Genomic DNA, 25,689 nt, shown 5'->3' on the forward strand with positions numbered 1-25,689 from the left:
ATCAATATCCACGCCCAGCACCGGCAGTCCTATCGCCGCAATGCCAATCGCAAATGACTTCAACGCCCTGTACCTGATCTCTTCTGATTGCCCCTAAGACGGTCCGAGGCAGCGCGGGACTGAACCGCGTCACAAAAATTTCGCAAATACCAATGCGGGCGGGATCATCAGGACAGCACGACAATGGCGCCGGGAAGCGATGTCACCCTGGCGCCATAGGCTTCCCTGACGAGCGCGATCAGGTCGTCGACCCGATCGATCGGGATGCGCGCCTCGACGGGACGGCGGCCGAGCGTCTCATTCATGAGAATGATGCGGCCAGTCCGATATCGATTGACCTCCTCGATAACCTCGACGAGCGGCGTCTGCCGGAACACCAGTTGACCGACGCGCCATGCCGTCACCACGGCAGGATCGACAACAACGGGCGCGCCCACCGTCCCGTCGGCATAGGAAGCCTGCTGGCCTGCGCGAAGACTTGTGGACGTCCCGGCATAATCGACGGCAACCATGCCGCGATGACAGGTCACCACCGAGCGGCCGGCATCGCAGCGTATATTGAATTGCGCATCGGAGGCATGAACCGCTCCGCCGCCGGCCAGGACCGTCAACATCGTCGGCAGCTGGTGCGGGACGGAAATCGTCGCCTCGCCCAATACCAACTCGATCTGCCGCTCGTTCGGCTTCTGAACGACATTCAGACTGCTGCGGGTATTGAGTTCGATCGTCACTCCGTCGCCCATCGCGATTTCACGGCGCTCTGCGGTGCGCGTGCGATAATCGGCGGCCAGTTCCTGGGGCGACGGCCATAGCTCCAGCGGCGGATGCGCGATCACATAGCCGGCCCCCGCAACCGAGGCTGCGATCGCTCCCCCCAGGAACCAGCGCCGTGAATGTCCCGCATGGCGTGACGGCATCTGTCCGGGCGACCGCGACGCGGCTGGAAGACGCGCCGCCGTTCCCAGGCTGTCCCACAGCAGATTGGCCTCGGCGAACGCCCGCGCATGAACCGGACTGCGGGCACACCATTGCTTCAAAGCGCGGAGATCTCCGGCGGTGGCCTCCCCGGACGTCAGGCGCACGAGCCACTCCTGGGCCTCGCGCTCAAGCGCCTGATGTCCGCTCACATCTGTCATTGGAGTGATGTCCTTGCCCATGCCTGCCCCTATGACTCTTTTGGCAGGCCGGGACCGAACCGGCGAATGACTTTTCTTCCCAGGCGTTGCGAGCAGTGCTGCAAGGCCTGCACAAGCTCCTTTTCGACCATCCGTGGAGAAATACCGAATTCCGCCGCGATGTCGGCATGTTTCATTTCATGGACCCGCGCGAGCAGGAAGATCGCTTTGCGACGGGGTGTCAGTTCGTTCAGCGCAGCGGCAAGCTCCTCGAGCTCGCGCCGTGCGTCGGCAATGCGTTCGGGATCGAGCGTCTCGTCCATCATATGGCGCACGACCTCGATCTCGGACGGCGAGAGCTTGCGGCTGTCGGCTTGCCGCAGATCCGCAGCCTCGTTCAGCGCCATCCGAAACAGATATGACTCCGGCTTCTGAATCGTACTGATCTCGCCGATCCGCTCCAGCCGCAGCCAGGTCTCGTGCAGCACTTCGACGGCAAGGGCATCGGAGCCCAGCCGACGCCGCAGCCGTTCGCGAAACCGCTGATACTTGGCCTCGAAAATGGTCCGCATCCGGATCGTCGCCGTCTCGGTCATCGTGGGACCGCGGATCGGGCTACGCATATCGTATCGGTGTTGCGCCGGTGCAGAACGACGGTGACCGGCTGCGGCATATCCGCCGGAGGCCGCGCAACTCTTGCGCCCTTGATCGTGTCCGTTATGCGCGCATCGCGGGTCTCGTCGCCGCTCGAACCGACCGTATGAACCGCATCGACCGCTCCGGCCTCACCGATCCACACCTGAACGACCAACCGGTAAGGACCCGGACGAACATCTGCATTGTCGCAAAGCGCGTGTTCGATCACGCTCTGCATAAGCGAGAAATAGGTCTCAAACTCCACACGACGATGCTTTCCGGCATGGCCATCGCCCATGACCGAATCCGCCGCATTCGGACCGACCGTGAAGGCAGTATCCCCCGCACGACGAAATGAAAGTCCCGTCCCTGCGAGAAGAATACGCAGAGCATCCTGCGGAATCAGGCGCCCCGTGACAGAAGTTGATCGCTTTCCGCTGGCAAGCTCGGCATCGACCAACGCAGCCATACCCGTTTTGTCGGCAAATTCGACCAAGGCGCTGGCGAGCGGCTGCGCTGCAATGTCAAAGCGTCGGGCGTCGCTGGCCTGCGCATCAGCTGAAGAAAGCAACAACGCTCCCCCTATCGTAAAGCGGAACACAACGCCCCAATGCGCAAAATATGGCGCGGGCATCAGATTCTCGCTTTGCTTCTGGGGGTACACTAACGCCGAGACACGTACCTATGTGACAAGCATGACAGTGAGATGTCGGTGGGCGTTGTCAGGAAGTAGCGTCTGCAGATTTGACAGTGCAGGTGCACACGAATTTCGGCGGATCGCGGTATCCGATATCGCTGCGCTCTCCATGACGGCTCGTTCCCAAGCCTGAGCGAGTCGCATGGCAGCCGGGACGTCGATCGCCTCTACGGCGATCGTCAGGACGGGCACGCCGTCGAATTAGTGGATCGTCGACAACCAGGCGCGGGCATCGCGCTGCGCGGCGGCGATCTCGGTATCCGACATCATCTCGGCGACTTCGCGGCGCATCGGGATCGCATCGACCCGCCCCTTGAGGGCCGCGAGGTTGAACCACTTGTGCGCTGCGACGAGGTCAACGATCCCCGAGCGGCCCGATGCCCAGTACAGACCACGTTCGAACAGCACGTCCTGGATGGCGGTTTCTGCGATCGGCGTCGCAGCTTCGAAATCAATCTGTCCCTGAAACATCGGTCATTCCTTTTTTTGGTTTTGCCGCCCTGCTCCGAGCGCGGCCCCTGTCCATTATTTGATGCAATCCCAACCACCGTTTGCCGGCTTGTTGGGATCAATATGACCGATCAAATTTGAAGAGCAGTTTAAGCATCGCGATGAACGAAATCTGAAGAGCTGGCGCCAAAACCGGCTCGTGCGCCGCCAAAAACCCAGCATTTATGCGGGTTTTCTGCGTTTTCGCCGAATTCGGTTTACCTTGCCGCTTTGGGATACCGTAACCATCGCGGCAGCGTGAGCGACCGCGGACGTTAAACGCCTGGCCAGCGCGCGCGGCGATTCCAACGCAGGACGCATCCAAGCGAGGAAACAAAGATATTCGGGATTGGGAAATTCAACGCGCCGGGGATGAACCGCACCGGCAAAAACGAGGGCGTCGGCAACACGTCAGGATCATATCTCATGTGGCCGAAGCCACCGATGAAACTGCGGACCAATGATCCGCACCGAATAAAGAACGCCAATCACTGAATGACCGGCTTTCTTGCCGGACCGGTTCGCGGGAAGAGCAAGCCCTGCCCCGGAGTGACGGTCCAGCCGTTTGACCTGATGTCTCGCCGACACCCTCTTTCGTCGACCAGAGCTGCGATGAATATCCGCTTCGAAAAGCAAATTGCCGTCGAGGCCCCTGCGACGTCGCCGGCGTTGCCACCGGCGTCAATCGTGGCGGAAGAAGTTACTTCTTCTTGGCGACCTTCTTGGTCTTCTTCGCGGTCTTCTTCACAGCGCTCTTTGCTGCCTTCTTGACGGTCTTCTTGACTGCCTTCTTCGTAGCTTTCTTGGCCATGTTGCCCTCCAATAAAGAGATGACTTGATCGCTGCGTGCACTCGGGAATCGAGATGCACTTCATCCCGAATACACCAACGATTTCAAAAGAACAGTCTCTCGCTTAAGGAAGTGTTGATGGGCGCAACGCGCCACTTCCCCCACGGCCCCAGTCACAACTTGAAATCCGGCTCGCGCGGCGATGCGAAAAACGCCCGGAAACGCTGCGTCCACAAATGTCAAGATTGCAGAAAGTACTTATTTTTTCCGAGCGCCCGCAATTCGTACTATCAAACAACTACACAAACTTCTGCCGTCCCCGAACGTGAGTCGGGCGCCGAAAACAGGCGCCGGGGACTCTGAGTCGGGATTTTTGGCAATGAAAATATTTTTTCAGAAAACGCGTTCGCGACTTATCGGTGCTGGCCACAACCGCACTTTTTGTCGGCTGACAGTGCGCCGATTCGGGATCTGATTCCGTCTCCGCACGCCGTTCATCGCGCTCATTACAACGCGTCAACGAGCTCCGCCAAAACGAAAACGGCGCCGCTCGAGGCGGCGCCGCGGTCGTCATCGAAAGGCAATCGTCAGATGCCGAGCTTGCTCTTGAGGAGGTCGTTGACGACCTGCGGATTGGCCTTGCCGCCCGACGACTTCATCACCTGGCCGACGAACCAGCCCATCAGTGCCGGCTTGGCCTGCGCCTGCGCGACCTTGTCGGGATTGGCTGCGATGATGTCGTCGACCACCTTCTCGATGGCGCCGGTGTCCGTCACCTGCTTCATGCCGCGCTCTTCGACCAGTGCGCGCGGGTCACCGCCCTCAAGCCAGACGATCTCGAACAGGTCCTTGGCGATCTTGCCGGAGATCACTCCCTCCCCGATCAGATCGACGATGGCGGCCATCTGCGCCGCCGATACCGGCGACGACGCGATGTCCTGCCCTTCCTTGTTGAGACGGCCGAACAGCTCGTTGATCACCCAATTGGCGGCCAGCTTGCCGTCGCGCGCCTTGTCCTTGAGCCCATCGAGCGTCGTTTCGAAGAATTCCGCGCTCTCCCGCTCGCTGACCAGCACGCTGGCGTCATAGGCCGACAGGCCGAACGCGCTGATGAAACGCGCCTTCTTCTCATCCGGCAGTTCCGGCAGCTCGGCTTTCAGCGCTGCGACATAGTCCTCGCTGAATTCCAGCGGCAGCAGGTCGGGATCGGGGAAATAGCGGTAGTCATGCGCCTCTTCCTTCGAGCGCATCGACCGGGTCTCGCCCTTGTTGGGGTCGTAAAGCCGCGTCTCCTGATCAATCGAACCGCCGTCTTCGAGGATTCCAATCTGGCGCCGGGCTTCATAGTCGATGGCCTGGCCGATGAAGCGGATCGAATTGACGTTCTTGATCTCGCAGCGGGTGCCATAGGGATCGCCGGGCTTGCGGACCGAGACGTTGCAGTCGGCGCGCAGGTTGCCCTTCTCCATGTCGCCATCGCAGGTGCCGAGATAGCGCAGGATGGTGCGCAGCTTCGACACATAGGCCTGCGCCTGTTCGCTCGAGCGCATGTCGGGCTTGGAGACGATTTCCATCAGCGCGACGCCGGAGCGGTTGAGATCGACAAAGGACTGCGTCGGGCTCTGGTCGTGCACCAGCTTGCCGGCGTCCTGCTCGAGATGCAGCCGCTCTATACCAACGGCGATGGTTTCACCGTTGGACAATTCGACGGTCACCTCACCCTCGCCGACGATCGGCGACTTGTACTGGCTGATCTGGTATCCCTGCGGCAGGTCCGGATAGAAATAGTTCTTCCGATCGAAGGTGGAGCGCCGGTTGATCTGTGCCTTCAGCCCGAGGCCGGTGCGGATCGCCTGCTTGACACATTCCTCGTTGATGACCGGCAGCATGCCCGGCATGGCCGCGTCGACCAGCGACACGTGGCTGTTCGGCGATCCACCGAACTCCGTGGAGGAGCCGGAGAACAGCTTGGCGCGGGAATTGACCTGGGCGTGGATCTCCAGACCGATGACCATTTCCCAGTCGCCGGTGGCGCCCTTGATGAGCTTCGAAGGTTTGACAGGTGCGTTCATGGGGCGGTTTCTACCGCGATGACGGGCGCGGGAAAACCCCCTGCTGCGCTTTCCAGCCCCTCGCGCGGCGCGCCAGCGGTGCCCCGTGCACCGGTCGCCGAAGCTAGCGACTGACCGGAACGATGTGATCCCTGATCGCAGCCGGCTTCGGCAGCAATTTGCTGTTCACCAGCCACTCGTTGAGGCTTTCCAGCGCACCAAGTTCCCTTTCCCCGACCGGAACGGGCTCGCTGATTTCATAACCGGCGACGCGGGTGGCGACTGCCGGGGTCAGTTTGAGCTCCCGAACCCAGAGCTGAGCGGCCTCATCGCGGTTCTGCTGCGCCCATCGCGCCGAAGCCTGGAGTTCGTCGACGATATCTTTCAGCAGATCAGGATGAGCCTCGGCGAACGGCGTCCGAACCGCATAGACGACGGCATTCTGCGATCCGAAATCCTTGGCCTGCGCAATGACACGGGCGTCCTGCTCAATCAGCGCCGTCGGAAAAAAGGTGCTCCAGGCCGACCACGCATCGACATGGCCGTTGATGAAGGCGGCGGACGAGTCGACCGGGGTGAGATAGGCGCGCTTGACCGACGACGACGATATGCCGGCTTTCTCCAGCGCCTTGGTCAGCTGATAGTCGCCCGTTCCGCCACGGTTGACGGCGACGGTCTTGCCCGCGAGGTCCGCGACGGTCTTGATGTCGGATCCGTTCTTGACGAGGATTCCGGATGAATCGCCCGTGTCCCATTGATAGGCGAAGAGCGAGATGGGCGCCGTGCCGACAATGGAGGATATCGCTGCACTCGAACTGCCGATCGTCACGTCGATCGCATTGGCATTCAGGGCCTCGGCGGCTGGTGCATAGGCGATGAACGGCCCGACCCAGGCGACCTTCACGTTCTTCTCGGCAAGACGTTTTTCAAGCGTGCCGCGCAACCGGCTGATCGACAGCGGCTCAGGTCCGCGCAGATAGCCAATCCGAAGCGTCAGGGGCGCCGCACCGGGTTCGGCCGCACAGCTCGTCGATACCGCGCCCACTCCGACAAGAAGCGAGACGGCGGCGGCGCGGATTGCAGTGGACAGTGACATCATCAGCCTCGTGCAGCGTTGAAGTAAGGGCCGATCGCATGCGCGGTTTCACCCCGGTTGCCGCGATCGAACGGGAGGAGCGGCAACAGCAGGTCCGCAACCCGATAGGTTTCCTCGAGCAGAGGCTGGCCGGACACGATGAAAGTGTCGAAACCGATATCGCGATATTCGAGAATGCGGGCCGCGACGGTTTCGGGATCTCCGACGATGGCGGTCCCGGGTCCGTTCCGCACCAGACCGAAGCCGGCCCACAGGTCCGGATAGATTTCCAGATCGCGCGCGTGCTTTGGTTTCCGGCCGCCGACGATCTCGCGCATCCGCCGCTGCCCGACCGAATCCGATGCTAGATTGCGCTCCTGCGCGCCCGCGACGACACTGTCGTCCATGCGGTCGAGTAGCCACTGTGCGGCGTCCCAGGCTTCCTGTTTCGTCTCGCGGACGATCAGATTAAGGCGAATGCCGAACTTCACTTTCCGGCCTAGTGCCTCGGCACGTTCGCGAACCGTTTTGATTTTCGCCGCGGCCAGTGGCGGCGGTTCGCCCCATGTCAGATAGGTGTCGGCGTGGCGCGCTGCGACGGACAGTGCGGGTTCCGATGAACCGCCGAAGAACAGCGGCGGGTAAGGCTTCTGAACCGCCGGCAGTTTGAGCTGCGCGCCGCGCAGGTTCATGTACTTGCCGTGGTAATCGACAATCTCGCCGGACATCAGGCGCCGCCAGACACCCCAATACTCGTCGGTCAGCGCATAGCGTTCGTCATGGTCGAGCTCGATGCCGTAAGGCGGCATCTGACGATTTTCGCCGGTGACCATGTTGAGGATCAGCCGGCCGTCCGAAAACTGATCGAAGGTCGCGGCTTTCTGCGCCAGCATCAGCGGCGCCACGATGCCGGGATGAACAGCAATGATGAATTTCATGCGCTTGGTCACGGGGATCAATGAAGAGCCCAGCACCCACGCATCATGCTCTCCGCCGCCCGTCGCCAGCAGCGCACCGGTGTAGCCGAGATGATCCACCGCCCGCGCGATTTGGGCGAGGTAATCGTAATCGACGACCCGCCGCCCTTTCTCGCTCCAGGGATAAGGCCCGTCCTGCGGGATCAGGTACCAGTAGATTTCCATGGACATCCGCCTTCTCCCGGTCAGCCCTGCTTCAAGAGTTCATGCGCAAGCGCGAGCGGTTCCGGATTGATCCAGCCGCCGACGTCGAAATCCTGTGTGATGAAGCCATGGCGCAGCAGGAAGTCCTTTTGATCGGCCAGCCCGCGCCGCCTGATATCCGACAGATCGAGACCGAAGCGATGCGCTACATCGCTGCCATAGGCCGCCCGCGCCTCCTCAGCCGGCCGCCCGACCTCCTTGCCGATGATCTCGAACACCTCGGAGGCATGCCCCTCGGCCCAGTGCGACGCCTGCAGCAGTACCGCAAGATAGCGGGCCACGAGGTCCGGACGCTCCAAGGCGGTCCGCCGATCCACCGTCACCGGCCGCGGATTGCCGTTGTTGACGCGGAGCAACGGGTCTTCGAGTGCCCCGAGATTGATCAGGCTCCGTAGTCCGTGGGTCTTCGCACTGCCTAGCCCCGGCGCACCCTTCACATAGATGGCATCGACATCCCCACGCAGCAGCGCCGCACTTTCGAGTTCGTGAAAACGGCCGTTGGCGACACCGGCGCCTGTGACAAAAACCGGCTGCTCGCTGGTCACATCGACGAGCTCGACCTGCTCAAGCGACAGCCCGGCGACCCGCAATCCGGTCTCGATGCCGCGCAACGACATGGCGCGCGCGAAATCGACACGCTGGCCGTGCTGCCGCGGCAGTCCGATCTTTCTGCCGACAAGGTCCGCGAGAGAATGAATGCTTGAATCCCCGCGCACCACGATCGCCTGATATTCGTCGATCCATGTCAGCGCCACAGTGACCGTGTCACGCCCTTCCGACCGCGCCCAGATCGCAGGAATGTTGCCGCCTTCGCGAAACAATCCTGGAAGCGAGTGATCGAAATGCGAGATGTTGACTCGCGGGTCTTCCGAATCCCGGATCGACTTGAGCTCGATTCCGGATTTTGCGAATTCATCGCGCAGCAGCCCGAGATCAAGTGCGATGCCGGATGCCGTCGGCACAGGACAACGTGTGTACCAGAGCTCGCCGACAGAGGATGATTTTTCAAACTCGCGTGTCGGCTGACGTAGCGTCGTTACAGCCATCGCTCTCTCCTGTATGAAAATGAAGCTCATCGAAAAACTTCGATAGACCATCACTGATGCGCGAACGACCGAAAAAACGCGACGAAGTGTAGTTTGAAATGAACGTGCTGCTGTCAGGAGAATCCCAATGACGTTTGTTCTTCGCGTTGGCGTTCACGCCAACAATCCCACTCTTCTCGTGCTCAGCCAGAACAGGTTGCTAGAAGAACGGCTCGCAAAAATTGCCGGCAGCGTCGAATGGGTGAAGATCGCAGCCGGTGCGCGCACCGTCGAATATGTCGGCGCAAATCTGATACAGATCGGCGGCACAGGCCTGACGCCCCCTATCGCAGCGCAAGCCAAGGGTATCCCCCTCGTCTATATCGCGGCGTCCGAAGCACGCGCGGTGGGCGGCATCTACGTACGCAAGGACAGCCCCGTGAAAACGGTGGCCGATCTTGCCGGCAAGACGGTTTCGCTTGGCGTTGGCTCATGGTTGCAGGCGCTGCTGGCAACCGCACTCGACCAGGCCGGCCTGACGTGGAAAGATATTGTTCCTCTGGATCTCACCGAGCCGGAGTCGCGCAAGGCATTGCTGGCGGGTGACATCGATGCCTGGGTTTCGGGTGGCGGCTTGCGCGACGGCGCGGAGGACATCCGGGCGATCGCGAACACCGGAGATCTCGTCAGCAATCCGTCGGTGTTCTTCGCACGCCGCGATTTCGCCGAGGCAAATCCTGACGTGATCGCGGCAGTCGCCGGAGCCTTGCAGGACACCGATCTGTGGATCGCGCAAAATCCGGCTGAGGCTGCGGCGATCCTTGCCCGTGTCGCCGGTGGTCCACTGAGTGCCGCTGAATGGGAGGCGCACATTGCGCAACGGCCGTGGGGCATTCGGCAGATCGACGACAAATTCGTCACCGATCAGCAGAAGTCCGCCGACCTGTTCTTCCGGTTCGGATTACTGTCGCGCAAGGTCGAAATCCGCGACGCAGTTTATCGCAATCCGCTCAATCTCCATCACGCCGCGTAACAGCGAAGTTCGAGACGAGCGGGAAGCATAGGCAGCGCTTCCCGCTGATGGCGCCGCGTCACAGGCCCGCGGCGAAGGACCGGAAGGTCGGATTGGCGCGAAGCGCGTCGCGGCCCGCAGTGATGACCTCATCGACCTGCGCTTGCGGTAGCGAGAAACGCGTCGGGACCGCCTCAAGAACGGCAGCGCGAGCGGGTTCGAGCTGATCGAACCCCAACCGTCCGATGGAGATTTTGAGGTCGCGGCAGTTCCAGCCAGGGCGAGCGCCATAGCGCGCCCGCTCCGCCGCCGACAGACCGCAGCGCCAGCGCACCAGCGAATTCTGCCACTCCGTCATGGTGCGATCGAAAGCGGTGTAGCTGGCGCCGACGCTGGCATCCATGGTGGTATCGACCGCAGCCTTGATCAGATCGACGCCACTTGGTCCTTCCACCGTCTGTACCCAGTCGCCGGTGATGCCGGCTTTGGCATCGACCACCAGAAACAGCGCGCGCCGCAGTTTCACCGCCTGCTGCGGCGAAATCGGCCCATACGGCGTCTCCGATGACTCGCGCGCGATGGTGAGGCCGGAAACGCCATAATTATCGACCAGCCCGCCATCGAGCAGCTTGATGTATGGTACCGCGCCGTCGCGGTAGCGGATGATCGCCTTCGCATAGGAACTCAACATCGGCGAAGCCGTGCGATCGGCGGCGACACGCTTGATCCAGGGCGGCAACGGATCGTTGCAAGTGCCGGGGAATGCCTGAACCACCGCCGGCGCAAACGCAATCGGCACAGCGGCCGAAGCGGCTACGGCGTTGGAGAGCGGATAGGTGGTGAGGTCGCTGCAGATCGCGCTGAACGCCGTCGCATCAAAGATGAACGGGACCCGGTTGTAGATATCCGAGGCATTGATCCAGACCCGCGGCCGGCCTGCGCGGAGCTGACTGAACGTCGCTCCCTCGAACAGATTGGCATCGAGCCATTTGGTGAAGCCAACGGAGTCATTGACGCCACCAGAGAAGGCGCGGCCGATAGTGCCAAGCGACAGGCTGGTTTGAAGCCCCTCCTCCGCGTTGCGGATCAGGAAGCGCTCGCGAAAATCCGATAACGCCGCACGCTTTTTCAATCCGTAATAGGCCGCCAGCACCGAGCCGCCGGACACGCCGGACACGAAATCAACGTGATCGAGCATCGAGCTCGCAGCGCCGCGAACCGGGATCCGCTCCATTTCCGAGAGCACGCCAAAAGAAAATGCCGCCGCCCGCGTGCCGCCTCCGGAAAATGCGAGACCGACGAGAACATCGTCCGTCGCCGTGGAATTATCAAAACCGGCATTGAGCTTTGCCAGTCCGCTGTCGGTCGCCGGCATATTGATCGGAATATTATGGACCGACGCACAACCAATCAGCAGGGTGCAGATCGTAACGACAACACCGAGAGAGCGCACCCAAGTCATAAATCTACCGTTCGCACGCTTTCAGTCGACTCCTGTCCTCGGATTTGACCGAAGGATGGAGCCAATCCCCGCAACACCGCCCATTCCGAAAGCTCAAAACAAACCATAGCCCAAATCATTACGCATTTATGCAGGGCGGCGCAGATAGAAGCATCCGCGCCCGCATCATGGTTAATACAAGGCAAGCCACCTGCGTCACACGGTAGCTTAATCCGCCTGGGCGGCGGATATCACACGGAGCTATCGAGAGAGCCGCACATAGGATGCCGGCGAGAATCGCGTGGACATGCAATCTTCTCGCGAGACTTGTTGCAGGCCAGTCGAACAGCGAGGCCTCAGCCTAATTCGGCTGACTGCCCGCCGCGGCGTCGAATACCAGCGTGAACCAGCTGCCCTGCCCGCGAATGCTCTCGGCATTGAACTTCACGTTCGGCGCGTTCTCTTTGAGCGTCTGCAGGATCAGCGCGCCCAGCTTGCGCGGCGATGGCCATTCCTGGCCTTCGCCAAGGCCGACGCCGTCATCGGCGACGACCACAGTTACCCGGCCGCCTTCCAGCTTGCAGATCACTTTGATATGACCGCCGGCGCGGCCGACAAAGGCGTATTTCAGCGCATTGGTCAGCATCTCGTTGACCAACAGTCCCGCAGGCATCGCGATATTGATCGACATCGGGCAATAGCCGACCTGCACGTCGAGCGTAATATCCGCTGTCCCGTTGGCAGCCATCACCGCATGGGCAATATCGGCGAGATACTGTCCGAGATCGATATCGGCCGCGGCGTTCTCGGCCGACAGCGTCCGATACAAAACCGTCAGCGCATCGATGCGGCTGGCGAGCCGACCGAGCGCAACCGCCTCGCCTTCTACTGCCGAGCGGGCTTCGAGCCGCACCAGCGCGGTGATGAGCTGCAGATTGTTCTTCACCCGGTGCTGCAGCTCGCGCATCAGCATGTCGCGGTCGCGAATCTGGTTTTCGAACAGCTCGATCTGCGCGCGTTCGCGGCCGCCGACATCGACCAGCGCGGCGATCCGGAAATTCTCGACGCCGTCATCGCTCTCGATCACAGAGGCATAGGCCTGCACGATCACCAGCCGATCGATCGGCACCGATGGCCGGAAAACGCCGAGAAAATCCTCGCCGTCGCGGATCGCTTCGCCCAGCGTCTGGCTCTGATTGTCTTCGTTGAGAAAGCCGTCGAGGCAGGTCCAGCTCTGGCCTTCGACATCGGCCGGCGCCATTGCCATCAGTTGCTCAAAGGCCTTGTTGATATAGACGACCTGCTGATCGCTGCCCAATCCGCGCGATATGGCGAGCGCAACGGGAACATGATCCAGAAGATGCTTGTAGCGATCATTCTCGATCGCCTTTGCAAGCTTCGGGGAACCCAGAATCTGGTCGACCTGTTGGGAAGGCGGAAGCCCGTCGTCGGTGCTCATGCACGGTCCATGCTCATGGACAAACCATGACCAAGCGCACCGCAAAACGCAATGTCAAACGCGCAACACTTCACGCGGACGATCATGTCAGGCCCACCATTTGGGCGGCGTGAAACGCCCCGAGGCCTGCTCGATGGTTTCGCCGAGCGAGAACAGCGTCTCCTCGTCGAACGGACGCCCGATCAGTTGCAGTCCGAGCGGCAATCCCTGCGCGTCCTTGCCGGCGGGAACCGCGATGCCCGGCAAACCCGCCATGTTCACCGTCACCGTGAAGATGTCGTTGAGATACATCTCGATCGGATCGGCGCCGCCCTTCTCGCCGATGCCGAATGCCGCCGACGGCGTCGCCGGCGTCAGGATTGCGTGGATGCCCTTGGCAAAACACTCCTCGAAGTCGCGCTTGATGAGCGTCCGCACCTTCTGCGCGCGCAGATAATAGGCATCGTAATAGCCGGCGGAGAGAACGTAAGTTCCGATCATCACGCGGCGCCGCACTTCCGCGCCAAAACCTTCAGCGCGGGTATTCTCATACATGTCGTTAATGCTGCGGCCCGGCACGCGCAGGCCGTAACGTACGCCGTCGTAACGCGCGAGATTCGACGAAGCCTCGGCAGGCGCCACGATGTAATAGGCCGGCAGCGCGTATTTGGTGTGCGGTAGCGACACATCGACGAGCTCGGCGCCCGCCGCCTTGAGCTGTGCAGCGCCCTCCGACCAAAGCTTCTCGATCTCGGCCGGCATGCCCTCGATGCGATATTCCTTGGGGATGCCGATCTTCATGCCCTTCACGGACTTGCCGATCGCCGCCTCGTAATCCGGAACCTCACGATCAACCGAGGTGGAATCTTTCGGATCGTAGCCGGCCATCGAGCGCATCAGGATCGCGGTATCGCGCACGGTGCGCGCGATCGGACCGGCCTGATCGAGCGAGGACGCGAAAGCGACGGTGCCCCAGCGCGAGCAGCGGCCATAGGTCGGCTTCATGCCGACGATGCCCGCGAATGCCGCGGGCTGGCGGATCGAGCCGCCGGTGTCGGTCGCGGTGGCGCCAAGACAGAGACCTGCAGCGACCGCCGCTGCCGAACCGCCCGACGAGCCGCCCGGCACGAGATTGACGTCGGAGCCGTCGCGCCGCCACGGATTGATCACCGGACCGAAGAACGAGGTCTCGTTCGCCGATCCCATCGCGAATTCGTCGTTATTAAGCTTGCCAAGCATGACGGCGCCATCGCGCCACAGCTGCGCGGTCACGGTGGACTCATAAGGCGGCACGAAATTACCAAGGATCTTCGAGCACGCAGTGGTGCGCACATCCTTGGTCGCGAACAGATCCTTGATGCCCAGCGGCACGCCACCGAGCCAGCCACCCTCACCCTTGGCGAGTTTCGCGTCCGCGGCCTGCGCCATGGCGCGCGCCTGCTCCGGCGTCTCCAGCACATAGGCGTTCAACACGCGCGCGGCTTCCATCGCCGCAAGATGCGCGTCGGTCAGTTCAACTGACGTGAAGGATTTGGTCGCAAGGCCGTCACGCGCCTCGGCGAGTGTCAGCGACGTCAGATCTGTCATCTATTTATTGACCGGGCTGCAAAAGAAGGGAGAGAGCGTCTTGTCGTTTTCAGGCGCGTCGTTCTTGAAGGAGGCGCGACGGAGTTTGTCCTCGGCTTCCTGTGCAGCCTGAACCTTGTCGAGAATGGTATCCATGGCCGCGTCGACGTCCTTGACCTTCCCCTGACGTTCCATCTCGTCGAGGTAATCCATATAGAGTTGATAGGACTTTTCATCGTCGCAAAGCAGGCACATGGCGTGATCCCGTCTCGAATCTATTCGACGACTTTCGGCACCAGGAAGAAGTGATCCTCGGACTCAGGTGCATTGGCCGTCACCGCGTCGACGATCTCGCCGTCATTGACCACGTCGGCGCGCTTCTTCATCTCCATCGGCATCACCGAGGTCATCGGCTCGACGCCGTCGACATTCACTTCCTGCAACTGCTCGACAAAGGCCAGCATCGCGTTCAGCTCGCCCTGCAGATGGGGAACCTCGGCATCAGTGACCGCGATCCGCGCGAGATGCGCGATACGGCGAACGGTGGCAGCATCGACGGACATATAAGAAGCCTCAGGGCAAAATTCAGTCCGCCGTATAGCAGACGGAGGTTTCGCGCCGCAACCGGCGGACACCTCCGCCTTTTCAGCGTTCTAACCCCGCAATTCGGCCATCCGGGCCAATGCGGCCGCCGCCAGCGACCGCGTCAGCTCTGCCGCAGGCCGTTCGCTGCCCATTCCGACCGACTGTCCGGCCCAGAGATTGGTAAAATCGGTCCGGCCGAGCTTCTCGGCGGCGGCTTTCAGCGGCCCCAGCGCGGTCGCCGCATGCGGGAAAGCCGGCGCATCGGGCGATACCGGCCCGACCTCGCGCATCGCCCGGTTGATGACGCCCCGGGCCGGGCGGCCGGTCATGACATTGGTGATGACGGTGGAGGCATCCGACGCCCCGGCGAGAGCCGCACGACCCGGCCCGCTCACCTTCGATTCCGGCGTCCGCAGATAGGCGGTGCCGATCTGCACACCCGCGGCGCCGAGCGCAAAGGCTGCCGCGATGCCCCGCCCATCGGCGATGCCGCCCGCCGCAATCACCGGCACCTTCACCGCATCCACCACCTGCGGCAGCAGCGCAAACAGGCCGGGCTGCGTGGCGATATCCTCGGTCAGGAACATGCCGCGATGACCGCCGGCTTCCGCGCCCTGCGCGATGACCGCATCGACGCCGCGCTCCTCGAGCCACAGCGCTTCCTTGACGATGGTCGCCGAGGCGATGACCCGACAGCCGGCCGCCTTGACGCGCTTCAGGAGCGCCGCATCCGGCAGCCCGAAATGAAAACTGACCACTTCCGGCTTGAGCTCTTCCACCAGCGCGCACATCGCCTCATCGAACGGCGCACGATTGGCTGCATTAATGTCTGCATTCGGATCGAGCCCGAATTCGGTGTAATAGGACGACAGCCGCTTGCGCCAGTTGGCCTCGCGTGCAGGATCGGCGTCCACCGCCGTGTGGCAGAAGTAATTCATGTTGACCGGCGCGGAGACGCGCTGCCGCACGATGTTGATCTGCTCGCGGGCTTTTTCCGGCGAGATCATTGCGCACGGCAACGAGGCCAGCGCGCCGCCCTCGGCGGCGCCGATCATGATGTCGGCATCCTGCACGCCGGCCATTGGCGCCTGCACGATGGGAAACTCGGTGCCGAAAAGGTCGATCAGTCGGCGGTCGGGCCACATGGGGGATCTCCGGTTTCTTGCGACAATCGTACGGCAAAGCCGCTGAATCCAGCGGCAAAGCAGCGACGATCTTGAGACAATTTGAGGAAGTGGCACGCGCATCATTGCCGGGCCATGCCGAGGCTACCACGGCCGCACCCGTGCGAGCTATGCGGTTGCGCGGGGGATGAGCATCCACTTGCGCAGCGCCACGCCGGCCCAGATCGCCTCCACCAGCCCGAACGGCCAGGCGCCCTGCAGGAAGCCGTAGAGCGATCCGAGCCCGCAGGCGCCGGAAAAGGCCAGCGTGAACCAATGGCTGCGCGCTTCCAGCGCGTAACAAACCAGCATGGCGCTGACTGCAAACAATCCGAACAGGCTGAGGTGATCCATAATCGGGCTCGTAACTTGCGGGCAAGGAGGCGAAGGCGATATCACATTGTCGCAGATTGCTCCCGAGGTGAAACGCGACGCATGACCGCTACCATCCCCGATCTGACGACGCCGCGCTTGATCCTGCGCCGGCTCGAACTAGCCGATGCCGATGCCGTGCAGCGACTTTTCCCGCAGATCGAGGTGGTGCGCTTTCTGGCCAGCCGTGTGCCGTGGCCCTACCCGACCGACGGGGCTTTCACCTTCCTGCGCGACGTCGTGCTGCCAGGCATGGCGCGCGGTACCGAATGGCACTGGTCGATCCGCCCGAAAACGGCGCCGGAACAACTGATCGGCATGATCAATGTCAGGGACAGCAGCGACGACAACCGCGGCTTCTGGCTCGATCCCGTCTGGCACGGTCAAGGGCTGATGACCGAGGCCAGCATTGCCGTGACCGATTTCTGGTTCGATACGCTGGAGCGCCCCGTCCTGCGCGTCATCAAGGCCATTGCCAACAACGCGTCGCGCCGCATTTCCGAAGCCGCCGGCATGCGCGTGATCGCCACCGAGGATCGCGATTACGTCTCGGGCCGATGGCCCTCGGAAATCTGGGAAATGACCGCTGAGGAATGGCGCAGCCGCCGTCCGCCCCAATAGTTGCGGCGCAGCGTTTGATCTAATGGCTCCGCGTGTTATGCGGGACCATGCCCGCAGTCATCCTTCCCCTTGTTGAAGCCGCCGCACATCTGCCCGCCCGTGGCGCGCTGATCGGTCTCGATCTCGGCACCAAGACCATTGGTGTCGCGGTGTCCGATCCCGATCGCCGTCTCGCCACCGGCATTGAGACCGTCGAGCGAACTGCCTTCAAGGCCGATGCCGCGCGCCTGCTCAAGCTTGCCGCTGAGCGAAATATCTGCGGCTTCGTGCTGGGCCTGCCCATCAATATGGACGGCAGCGAAGGCCCGCGCGCACAATCGACACGCGCCTTCGCCCGCAACTTCTCGAAACTGACCGAACTGCCGATCGCCTTCTGGGACGAACGTCTGTCCACATCGGCGGTCGAGCGCGAACTGATCGCCAACGATGTCAGCCGCGCCAAACGCGCCAAGGTCATCGATGAGCATGCCGCGATCTTCATTCTTCAGGGCGCGCTCGACCGCCTCGCCGCATTGCTGCGCACGCCGGATATTCGCTGACAATGCTCACGGTATTCGGTGCCCTCGTTCCGGTCTTCCTACTCATCGTGCTCGGCTACGCGTTGCGGCGCCTGCTGTTGAAACAGAACATCGAGTGGATCGGGCTGGAACAGCTGGTCTACTACGTCCTGTTCCCCGCTTTGCTCATCGACACGCTGGCGCGCGCCAATCTGTCCTCGGTGCCGATCGCAGGTGTCGGCGGTGCCTTGTTGCTCTCCGTCATCCTGATGTCTGCACTGTGTCTGGCGCTACGCCCGCTGCTGGCGCGGGCCATCGGGCTCGACGGCCCCGCCTTTACCTCGCTGTTTCAGGGCGCGACGCGCTGGCAGACCTTCGTGGCGCTATCGGTTGCCGGCAATCTGTGGGGAGACCGCGGTATCACGCTGGCCTCCGTCGGCATGGTCGCGATGATCCCGCTGCTGAATATTCTGGCGGTCTGGGTGCTGGCGCATTACGCCTCGCCGCAGCGCCTGTCGTGGCCAGCGCTGCTGCTGACCATCGCCAAGAACCCGCTGATCTGGGCCTGCGTGATCGGCCTCGCGATCAACCTGGCCGGATTGCCGGTTCCCAAGCCCGCCCACGAATTCCTCGATGCGCTTGGGCGCTGTTCGCTGGCGATGGGTCTGTTGATCGTCGGCGCCGGTCTTCAGCTCGAAGGCCTGCACAGACCTGGCATGGCTGCAGCACTCACGGTCGTTCTGAAGCTCGCCGTGATGCCGCTGATTGCCATGGGCCTCGGCATCGCCTTCGGCCTGTCCGGCACAAACCTCGCGGTGGTCACCTGCTGCGCCGCGGTGCCGTCGGCCTCGAACGGCTACATTCTGGCGCGGCAGATGGGCGGCGATGCACCTCTGCTGGCGCAGATCCTCACCATCCAGACCATGCTGGCGGTCCTGACCATGCCCGTCTTCATTGCGCTGGCGGAATAGGTTTTTCTTTTTTGAGCATGATCTTGCCCGAAAACCGGTGCCCACTTTTCGGGATCATGTTCTAGGGCGATATCACACCGTTCGCGATGAGCAGCGTCTGAACAGTCGCCGCCAGATTGTTGAGGCCATGCAGATAGATCGTCAGCCATGTCGAGTGGCTGCGATAGCGCATATAGCCGAACAGCAGGCCGATGGTGAAAATCTCGACGAAGAAGAACCAGTCATATTGCAGGTGCATCGCCGTCCAGACCAGCGATGACGCCACGATGGCGCCAAATGGCCGCAAGAACGATTCCGACCAGCCGCGATAGAGGAAGCCACGCGCAAAGAACTCTTCGGTCATCGGCGCGCCGACGCAGAATGCGATGACGAGCAGCCACAGCGCGCCGTCGGCACGGGCCGACTTCAGCACTTCCAGCATGAAAGTCGGCGCAGAATCGCGCCCCATGCCTTTTGCGACCAGCTCCCAGGCGCCGACCAGCGCGATCAGCGCCACTGTGCCGATGACGTAGTTTTTCCAGGAGGTGCCGCGCAGTCCCAGATAGTCAGCAAAGGATTGCCGCGCTATGCGCGTCGCCAGCCACAGCGCCAGACACACGGCCGGAAGCCCCATGAGAACGGACGCGGCGATGGTCGTACCGCTGCTCATGGCCCTGATCAGCAGCGTCGCATCGAGCGGCGCATCCTTGATCAAGAGGTAATAGGCGACGACGGTCAGCTGACCGACGAACATCGCTGCAAAGGCGAACAGGCCCCAGAGGCTCGTACCCCAGAATTTCCAGACCCGCGGCGGCTTCGTCGCGGGCGGCAGATCCGAGGGGACAACGGGAGCGATCGATGTCTCCAGCGCACTCACTGCGGCAACGCCCGTTCGAGCAGTCCCCGGCCCTGAGCTTCGGTCAATTCAGCGGTCCCGTAGATCGCACCACGCGCACCATCGAGGCGTGTCCGCGCAAACAGTTCGGCATGGGGCGGATGCACCATGTTCAGCGCGGCGCAGGCCGCCAGCAACGCCAGCGATTCCACCGCCTGCCGCGCAACCCGTTCGCTGTCGGGCCGCAGCAAGGTACGGATGATGAAGGCCGCAGTGTCAGCCGCGCCGGGCAGTCCGCGCGTCTCCAGCATCAGATCCTGCAGCACCGCGGTCGAAGCGTCCCCTTCGCGCGACAGCGCCCGAAGCACATCGAGGCACATCACATTGCCGGAGCCTTCCCAGATCGCATTGACCGGCGCCTCGCGATAATGCCGTGCCAGAATGCCCTCCTCGACATAGCCATTGCCGCCCATGCATTCCATGGCCTCGTAAAGGAAGCCCGGCGCCGATTTGCAGACCCAGTACTTCACCACCGGCGTCAGGAAACGCATATAGGCCGCCTCGGACGAATCCTCCGGTGCCACATCGAACGCGCGGCACAGCCGCATCACCAGCGCCGTGGATGCTTCCACATGCAGCGCCATGTCTGCGAGCACGCTTTGCATCATCGGCTGATCGGCAAGATGTTTCTGGAACACGCTGCGATGCCTGGCGTGATGCAGCGCATGAGCGAGACCCGAGCGCATCAATCCGGCGGACGCCGTGGCGCAATCCTGCCGCGTCAATTGCACCATCTGGATGATGGTGCGGATGCCCTTGCCCTCGTCGCCGACGCGGAGCGCATAGGCATCGTTGAACTCCACTTCCGACGAGGCGTTGGAGCGATTGCCGAGCTTGTCCTTCAGGCGCTGGAAGTTCAGCGCGTTGAGCGAGCCGTCGGGCCGGAACCGCGGCATGAAGAAACAACTGAGGCCATCATCGGCTTGCGCGAGTACCAGAAACGCGTCGCACATTGGTGCCGACATGAACCATTTGTGGCCGCTGATCCGATACGCATCGCCGTCGCGCACCGCGCGCGTCATGTTGGTCCGCACATCCGTGCCGCCCTGCCGCTCGGTCATGCCCATGCCCAGCGTCATGCCGCGCTTGGCCGACCATGGCGCAAAGCTCGGATCGTAATCGCGGCTGGCAATCACAGGCATCACCTGCGCCAGCACATCCGGCTGCATCGCCAGCGCGCCGACGGCGGCGCGTGTCATGGTGATCGGGCACAGATGTCCGGTCTCGACCTGCGCGGCCATGAAGAATTTTGCGGCGCGCGCCACTTCGGACGCGCCGCGCGCGGACTTGCCGTCACGCGTCCATGTCGAATTGTGAATTCCCGCTGCAATGCTCTGCGCCATCAGCTCGTGATAGGCCGGATGAAACTCGACCTCATCACGCCGGTTGCCGCGCGCATCGAACGTCCGCAGCTTCGGCGTATTCTCGTTGGCCAGCCGCGCGCGCTGCGCCATCTCGGCGGATCCCCAGAGCTGACCGAATTTGGCATGGTCCACATAGGCGAACGAGCCCTCATTCATCGCAATCGCTTCCACGAGCGGCCGGTCCAGCTCGAACAGATTGACGTCCTCGAATGGTGGCGACTGGTTGAGCACCGCATGAATGGCAGAGGTGGCGTCGGTCATGAATCAGTTCCGGCTGAAGGCGATATTGCGAATCATTTTACGCCGGATTTTGCCTCAATACGAGGCACCGCAGGATGGGTAGAGCGCAGGTGCGTAAGCGCCGGAGGGCCACCCATCGGGCGATTTTTCCGCAAGGACGGAATGATGGGTTTCGCTTCGCTCTACCCATCCTACGGCTGCGGGCTTTTATCTCCGGATCGGAAAATCATACGCCTTGGTGCCGATACCCGGCAGCGAGAAGTGCCACCATTCCTTGGCGTAATTCACGAAGCGCTGCCTTCCCATCGCCGCCATCAGGAGATCGCGCCAGCGCCGCTGCGCGGGTGAAATCGCACGCGATCCGGTATGCGCCTTGGCATCGGAACAATCGTAACCCGTGCCCATGTCGACGCCGCCCTCGGGCGCGCGCTGCGCTTCCGGCGCAATGCAGCTTGCATAGGCCCTGTTGGGATCGAATGCCGGCGACGCAGGCGCACGCAGGTCGACCAGCGTCAGATCGAGCGCCGCGCCGGTGGAATGGCCGGAGCGCTCGGCGATATAGCCGAGCCTGAACAGATCCGCCTTGCTGAAGGAGGGATTATAGCGCTTCTGCGCCGGCGTCTCGTTGCCATCGCGTGCCCATGCCACCATGTCACGCGACGCCCGCGCCGGGCGATAGCAATCCAGCATTTTCAGCGACAGGTTCTGCGCCATCAGTTCGCGCTGCACCTTCTGCAGAGCGAGGCCGACCGGGCGTTTCACCACACATTCCGCGCTGTCATAGCCGTTCAGTTTGCGGCCGACGAAATTGTTGACGCCGGCATAGCGGATGTCCTGCCGGATCGAGGGATCGATATCCCGCAGGAACACGAAATCGTCAGGCAGGTTTTGCGCCCGCGCAGGCAGGGCGCCCGATGCCAGCAAGAGCCCCGCCGAGATCACCGCCAACAGCCGATCTGGAAAATGTCTCATCAGCGGGCTCGCGATCCAAACGGACGACTTTACGGCGATTTGTACCGGTCATCTTTACCCTGCCACCGGACTGACCGGGGGATAACCGAAAAGCGGGCGAATCGCGCTTGCCCCGCTTTTCAACTCTGCCTATAGCTTTCGTTTTAATGACCCAAGCCACGAAATCCTCTTTCGTCCTCGGACACCGGCATTTGCTGGGCATCGAGGGCCTTTCCGCCGCGGACATCACCGGCCTCCTCGACCTGTCCGAGGAATATGTCGAGCTGAACCGCCAGGTCGACAAGAAGCGCTCCTCGCTGCGCGGTCGCACCCAGATCAATCTGTTTTTCGAGAATTCGACGCGCACCCAGTCGTCGTTCGAACTGGCCGGCAAGCGGCTCGGTGCCGACGTCATGAACATGTCGGTGTCATCGTCCTCGATCAAAAAGGGCGAGACGCTGATCGACACCGCGATGACGCTGAACGCGATGCATCCGGACATTCTCGTGATGCGCCATCACGCCTCCGGCGCGGTCGAACTGCTGGCGCGCAAGGTCGACGGCTCCGTCATCAATGCCGGCGACGGCGCCCATGAACATCCGACACAGGCCCTCCTCGACGCGCTGACCATTCGCAGAAACAAGGGCCGGCTCGAAGGCCTCACCATCGCCATCTGCGGCGACGTGCTACATTCGCGTGTCGCGCGGTCCAACATCCTGCTGCTCAACACCATGGGCGCACGGGTGCGCGTGGTTGGACCCTCCACGCTGCTGCCGCCGGGCATCGAGCGCATGGGCGTCGAGGTCGCGCGCGACATGCGCGAGGGCCTCAACGGCGCCGACATCGTGATGATGCTGCGGCTGCAGCGCGAGCGCATGAACGGCTCCTTCGTGCCGTCGTCAGCCGAATACTTCCAGTATTTCGGCCTCGACCAGAAGAAGCTCGCTTACGCCAAGCCCGACGCGCTGGTGATGCATCCCGGCCCGATGAATCGCGGTGTCGAGATCGACTCCATTGTCGCGGACGGCGCGCAATCCCTGATCCGTGAACAGGTCGAGATGGGTGTTGCGGTCCGCATGGCCGTGCTCGAAGCGCTCGCGCGCAACCTCCCGAACGCGTGACGCCATGCTGACAGACCGCCGCCCCATCCTGCTTGCCAATGCGCACCTGATCGATCCATCCACCGATCTCGACGGCGTCGGTGACGTCTTGATCGCCGACGGCGTAATCCGCGATGCCCGCCGTGGCATCGGCGCGGCCGGGGTGCCCGAAGGCACCGACATCATCAATTGCGCCGGCAAGGTCGTGGCCCCCGGCCTCGTCGACATGCGCGCTTTCGTCGGCGAACCCGGCGCCAGCCATCGCGAGACCTTCGCATCCGCAAGCCGCGCCGCCGCAGCCGGCGGCATCACAACCATCATCTGCCAGCCGGATACCTCGCCGACCATCGACAATTCCGCCACCGTCGATTTCGTGCTGCGCCGTGCCCGCGACACCGCGATCGTCAACATCCACCCGATGGCCGCACTCACCAAGGGTCTCCAGGGCAAGGAGATGACAGAGCTTGGCCTGTTGAAAGCCGCGGGCGCCGTCGCCTTCACCGATGCCGACAAGAGCATCACCAATGCGCAGCTGATGCGCCGCGCCCTCACTTACGCCCGCGACTTCGACGTTCTGATCGTGCATCACACGGAAGACCCCGATCTCGTCGGCGAAGGCGTGATGAATGAAGGCGAGCGCGCCTCGCGGCTCGGCCTGATGGGCATTCCCACGGCGGCCGAAGCCATGATGCTGGAACGCGACATGCGTCTGGTGGCTCTCACGGGCGGTCGCTATCACGCCGCATCATTGACTTGCGCCGAATCCATCGAGGTCCTCAAGCGGGCGCGCGATGCCGGGCTTCGTGTGAGCGCCTCAGCCTCGATCAATCACCTGACGCTGAACGAGAACGACATCGGGCCCTATCGGTCATATCTCAAGCTGTCGCCGCCGCTGCGTGTCGAGGAAGACCGCCGGGCGCTGGTGGCGGCCGTTGCCTCCGGGCTGATCGACGTCATCATGTCCGATCACAACCCGCAGGATGTCGAAACCAAGCGCCTGCCATTTGCCGAAGCCGCGCCGGGCGCCATCGGCCTCGAAACGATGCTGTCGGCGGGATTGCGGCTGATCCACAATGGCGAGCTCACTTTCACCCAGTTGATCCGTGCGATGTCGACACGCCCGGCCGAACTGCTCGGCCTGCCCTGCGGCACGCTGCGTCCGGGCGCCGTCGCGGATATCATTGTTATTGACGCCGACGTGCCATGGGTGCTGGATCCCGCAGACCTGAAGTCGCAATGCAAGAATACACCGTTCGACGAGGCCCGTTTCACAGGCCGGGTCGCGCGCACCATCGTCGGCGGGCGTACCGTTTACGAGCACGTCTGACGCGATAAGCGTGTCTTAAAGCACCGAAAGCGCGGAGCGCGTCTCAGAGCAGAGGTCCGATGATTGTTCTCTACCTATTTGCTGCCGCGCTCGGCTATTTCCTTGGCTCGGTCCCGTTCGGGTTGGTGCTGACCAGGCTCGCCGGCACGCAGGACATCCGCACCATCGGCTCCGGCAATATTGGAGCCACCAACGTGCTGCGCACCGGCCGCAAGGGCCTTGCTGCGGCCACGCTGCTGCTTGACGCCCTCAAGGGCACGGTCGCGGTCATCATCGCAGGCAGCGTCGGCGGTCCCGTCCCGGCCATGATCGCGGGCCTCTTCGCTTTCCTGGGCCATCTCTTCCCGGTCTGGCTCGGCTTCAAGGGCGGCAAGGGCGTCGCCGTCTATATCGGCATCATGTTCGGCCTGTACTGGCCGGCCGCCGTGGTGTTCTGCCTCGCCTGGCTCGCCTGCGCCTTCTCCTCGCGCTACTCGTCATTCTCGGCCCTGACCGCCAGTGCCATCACGCCAATCTTCCTGTGGTGGGCCAAGGCCCCGCAGCTCGCCGTGCTGGCCACCGTGCTGACGCTGCTGCTGTGGTTCATGCATCGTGAGAACATCAAGCGGCTGCTGAACGGCACCGAAGGCAAGATCGGGCAGAAGTAGTCGCCATCAGAACACCCGCGCGCCCTGCTTCGCGTCGAGATCGAACTCCCAGATCTCGACACCGCGGCTGATCAGGTAGCCGTTGTTCTTGATGTAGTGCGAGATCAGACTCACCTTCGAATGCGGGTGAAGGTGTTTGAGCACGAACAATATTTTCCGATAGTCCCGCGGCGCGGCGCTGAAGAGCAGCATGGCTTCGTTCATGCCCCTGATCTTGGCCCTCGGCGTACCGCCCGACACGGTCCAGGTATAGGACTTGCACTCCACCAGTATGCGCGGACTGTCACTGCCGAGATCGAAGCGCTTGTTCTTCTGCAGCCGATGGCCGACGGGGACGACGAAATTGCGCGCCAGCTGCACGCCTTCGGAGTGAAAGAAAATCTGTGCCGCCTCTTCGAACTCACGCCCGACGGCGGCGTTGCTGGACGCCCCGATCCGCTGAAAGTTGTTCACGTCCCAAA

General features: G+C 62.5%; 26 protein-coding genes. 7 read left to right on the plus strand and 19 right to left on the minus strand.

Annotated features, from left to right (window positions below):
• Positions 1 to 167: 167 nt before the first annotated feature.
• From ACEK02_RS16980 to ACEK02_RS17015, 8 genes are all read right to left on the minus strand, one after another.
• Positions 168 to 1,136 (minus strand): FecR domain-containing protein, encoded by a 969-nt coding sequence (locus ACEK02_RS16980; protein WP_371422754.1) that lies wholly within the window; start codon positions 1,134 to 1,136, stop codon positions 168 to 170.
• A gap of 29 nt (positions 1,137 to 1,165) precedes the next feature.
• Positions 1,166 to 1,738 (minus strand): RNA polymerase sigma factor, encoded by a 573-nt coding sequence (locus ACEK02_RS16985; protein WP_371422755.1) that lies wholly within the window; start codon positions 1,736 to 1,738, stop codon positions 1,166 to 1,168.
• Positions 1,708 to 2,352, minus strand: coding sequence for an STN domain-containing protein (locus tag ACEK02_RS16990; RefSeq protein ID WP_371422756.1), 645 nt, complete (start codon positions 2,350 to 2,352; stop codon positions 1,708 to 1,710). The genes ACEK02_RS16985 and ACEK02_RS16990 overlap by 31 nt, the downstream gene beginning before the upstream one ends.
• A 297-nt stretch (positions 2,353 to 2,649) precedes the next feature.
• Positions 2,650 to 2,919, minus strand: a complete 270-nt coding sequence (locus tag ACEK02_RS16995) for a hypothetical protein (RefSeq protein WP_371422757.1) — start codon at positions 2,917 to 2,919, stop codon at positions 2,650 to 2,652.
• A 1,395-nt stretch (positions 2,920 to 4,314) separates the two neighbouring features.
• Positions 4,315 to 5,799 carry an Asp-tRNA(Asn)/Glu-tRNA(Gln) amidotransferase subunit GatB gene (gene gatB, locus ACEK02_RS17000; RefSeq protein ID WP_371422758.1) on the minus strand — a complete coding sequence of 495 codons (1,485 nt, stop codon included), beginning with the start codon at positions 5,797 to 5,799 and terminating at the stop codon, positions 4,315 to 4,317.
• Between the two features lie 103 nt (positions 5,800 to 5,902).
• Positions 5,903 to 6,874 (minus strand): aliphatic sulfonate ABC transporter substrate-binding protein, encoded by a 972-nt coding sequence (locus ACEK02_RS17005; RefSeq protein ID WP_371422759.1) that lies wholly within the window; start codon positions 6,872 to 6,874, stop codon positions 5,903 to 5,905.
• A gap of 2 nt (positions 6,875 to 6,876) precedes the next feature.
• A complete protein-coding gene (locus ACEK02_RS17010; RefSeq protein WP_371422760.1) occupies positions 6,877 to 8,001 on the minus strand; it encodes an LLM class flavin-dependent oxidoreductase in 1,125 nt (374 codons plus the stop codon).
• 14 nt (positions 8,002 to 8,015) lie between these two features.
• The gene (locus tag ACEK02_RS17015) at positions 8,016 to 9,080 is read right to left on the minus strand and encodes an ABC transporter substrate-binding protein (protein WP_371422761.1); all 1,065 of its coding nucleotides are present in this window, start codon (positions 9,078 to 9,080) and stop codon (positions 8,016 to 8,018) included.
• A 127-nt stretch (positions 9,081 to 9,207) separates the two neighbouring features.
• On the opposite strand from ACEK02_RS17015, the gene ACEK02_RS17020 reads away from it, so the two are divergent.
• Complete coding sequence (locus tag ACEK02_RS17020) at positions 9,208 to 10,092, plus strand: aliphatic sulfonate ABC transporter substrate-binding protein (RefSeq protein ID WP_371422762.1); 885 nt, start codon at positions 9,208 to 9,210, stop codon at positions 10,090 to 10,092.
• 58 nt (positions 10,093 to 10,150) lie between these two features.
• On the opposite strand, the gene ACEK02_RS17025 is transcribed toward ACEK02_RS17020, so the two are convergent.
• The 7 genes from ACEK02_RS17025 to ACEK02_RS17055 form a co-directional block, all read right to left on the minus strand.
• The gene (locus ACEK02_RS17025; RefSeq protein WP_371422763.1) at positions 10,151 to 11,533 is read right to left on the minus strand and encodes a patatin-like phospholipase family protein; all 1,383 of its coding nucleotides are present in this window, start codon (positions 11,531 to 11,533) and stop codon (positions 10,151 to 10,153) included.
• Between the two features lie 340 nt (positions 11,534 to 11,873).
• Positions 11,874 to 12,971 carry a sensor histidine kinase gene (locus ACEK02_RS17030; RefSeq protein WP_371422764.1) on the minus strand — a complete coding sequence of 366 codons (1,098 nt, stop codon included), beginning with the start codon at positions 12,969 to 12,971 and terminating at the stop codon, positions 11,874 to 11,876.
• A gap of 87 nt (positions 12,972 to 13,058) precedes the next feature.
• Positions 13,059 to 14,537: an Asp-tRNA(Asn)/Glu-tRNA(Gln) amidotransferase subunit GatA gene (gatA, locus tag ACEK02_RS17035; protein ID WP_371422765.1), complete on the minus strand. Its 1,479-nt coding sequence runs from the start codon at positions 14,535 to 14,537 to the stop codon at positions 13,059 to 13,061.
• A complete protein-coding gene (locus tag ACEK02_RS17040) occupies positions 14,538 to 14,771 on the minus strand; it encodes a hypothetical protein (RefSeq protein WP_371422766.1) in 234 nt (77 codons plus the stop codon).
• 20 nt (positions 14,772 to 14,791) lie between these two features.
• Positions 14,792 to 15,079: an Asp-tRNA(Asn)/Glu-tRNA(Gln) amidotransferase subunit GatC gene (gatC, locus tag ACEK02_RS17045; protein ID WP_093761362.1), complete on the minus strand. Its 288-nt coding sequence runs from the start codon at positions 15,077 to 15,079 to the stop codon at positions 14,792 to 14,794.
• A gap of 90 nt (positions 15,080 to 15,169) precedes the next feature.
• Entirely contained in the window at positions 15,170 to 16,246 is a 1,077-nt protein-coding gene (locus ACEK02_RS17050) for an NAD(P)H-dependent flavin oxidoreductase (protein WP_371422767.1), read from the minus strand.
• 147 nt (positions 16,247 to 16,393) lie between these two features.
• Complete coding sequence (locus ACEK02_RS17055) at positions 16,394 to 16,618, minus strand: hypothetical protein (RefSeq protein WP_371422768.1); 225 nt, start codon at positions 16,616 to 16,618, stop codon at positions 16,394 to 16,396.
• Between the two features lie 81 nt (positions 16,619 to 16,699).
• Between ACEK02_RS17055 and ACEK02_RS17060 the strand changes: the two genes are divergently transcribed.
• From ACEK02_RS17060 to ACEK02_RS17070, 3 genes are read left to right on the plus strand one after another with little or no spacing between them, the layout of a single operon-like run.
• A complete protein-coding gene (locus ACEK02_RS17060) occupies positions 16,700 to 17,257 on the plus strand; it encodes a GNAT family N-acetyltransferase (protein WP_371422769.1) in 558 nt (185 codons plus the stop codon).
• Positions 17,258 to 17,304: 47 nt separating this feature from the next.
• On the plus strand, positions 17,305 to 17,796 hold the full coding sequence (gene ruvX / locus ACEK02_RS17065; RefSeq protein WP_371422770.1) for a Holliday junction resolvase RuvX: 492 nt from the start codon (positions 17,305 to 17,307) through the stop codon (positions 17,794 to 17,796).
• Positions 17,797 to 17,798: 2 nt separating this feature from the next.
• On the plus strand, positions 17,799 to 18,725 hold the full coding sequence (locus tag ACEK02_RS17070) for an AEC family transporter (protein WP_371422771.1): 927 nt from the start codon (positions 17,799 to 17,801) through the stop codon (positions 18,723 to 18,725).
• Between the two features lie 61 nt (positions 18,726 to 18,786).
• Here the strand turns inward: ACEK02_RS17070 and ACEK02_RS17075 are convergent, their stop codons facing one another.
• The 3 genes from ACEK02_RS17075 to ACEK02_RS17085 form a co-directional block, all read right to left on the minus strand.
• Entirely contained in the window at positions 18,787 to 19,581 is a 795-nt protein-coding gene (locus tag ACEK02_RS17075; RefSeq protein ID WP_371422772.1) for a lysostaphin resistance A-like protein, read from the minus strand.
• Positions 19,578 to 21,224: an isovaleryl-CoA dehydrogenase gene (locus tag ACEK02_RS17080; RefSeq protein WP_371422773.1), complete on the minus strand. Its 1,647-nt coding sequence runs from the start codon at positions 21,222 to 21,224 to the stop codon at positions 19,578 to 19,580. The genes ACEK02_RS17075 and ACEK02_RS17080 overlap by 4 nt, the downstream gene beginning before the upstream one ends.
• Positions 21,225 to 21,410: 186 nt before the next feature.
• Positions 21,411 to 22,175, minus strand: coding sequence for a M15 family metallopeptidase (locus tag ACEK02_RS17085; RefSeq protein ID WP_371422774.1), 765 nt, complete (start codon positions 22,173 to 22,175; stop codon positions 21,411 to 21,413).
• A gap of 146 nt (positions 22,176 to 22,321) precedes the next feature.
• Between ACEK02_RS17085 and ACEK02_RS17090 the strand changes: the two genes are divergently transcribed.
• Genes ACEK02_RS17090 through plsY form a run of 3 tightly spaced genes read left to right on the plus strand, consistent with a single transcriptional unit; the run spans position 22,322 to position 25,228 of the window.
• Positions 22,322 to 23,275, plus strand: a complete 954-nt coding sequence (locus ACEK02_RS17090) for an aspartate carbamoyltransferase catalytic subunit (protein WP_371422775.1) — start codon at positions 22,322 to 22,324, stop codon at positions 23,273 to 23,275.
• Positions 23,276 to 23,279: 4 nt separating this feature from the next.
• Complete coding sequence (locus ACEK02_RS17095) at positions 23,280 to 24,581, plus strand: dihydroorotase (protein ID WP_371422776.1); 1,302 nt, start codon at positions 23,280 to 23,282, stop codon at positions 24,579 to 24,581.
• Between the two features lie 59 nt (positions 24,582 to 24,640).
• On the plus strand, positions 24,641 to 25,228 hold the full coding sequence (gene plsY / locus ACEK02_RS17100) for a glycerol-3-phosphate 1-O-acyltransferase PlsY (RefSeq protein WP_371422777.1): 588 nt from the start codon (positions 24,641 to 24,643) through the stop codon (positions 25,226 to 25,228).
• A 6-nt stretch (positions 25,229 to 25,234) separates the two neighbouring features.
• Here the strand turns inward: plsY and ACEK02_RS17105 are convergent, their stop codons facing one another.
• Entirely contained in the window at positions 25,235 to 25,681 is a 447-nt protein-coding gene (locus ACEK02_RS17105) for a hypothetical protein (RefSeq protein WP_371422778.1), read from the minus strand.
• Between the last annotated feature and the right edge of the window lie 8 nt (positions 25,682 to 25,689).

The sequence above is a fragment of the Tardiphaga sp. genome (genome assembly GCF_041424195.1).
Taxonomy (GTDB): Bacteria; Pseudomonadota; Alphaproteobacteria; order Rhizobiales; family Xanthobacteraceae; genus Tardiphaga.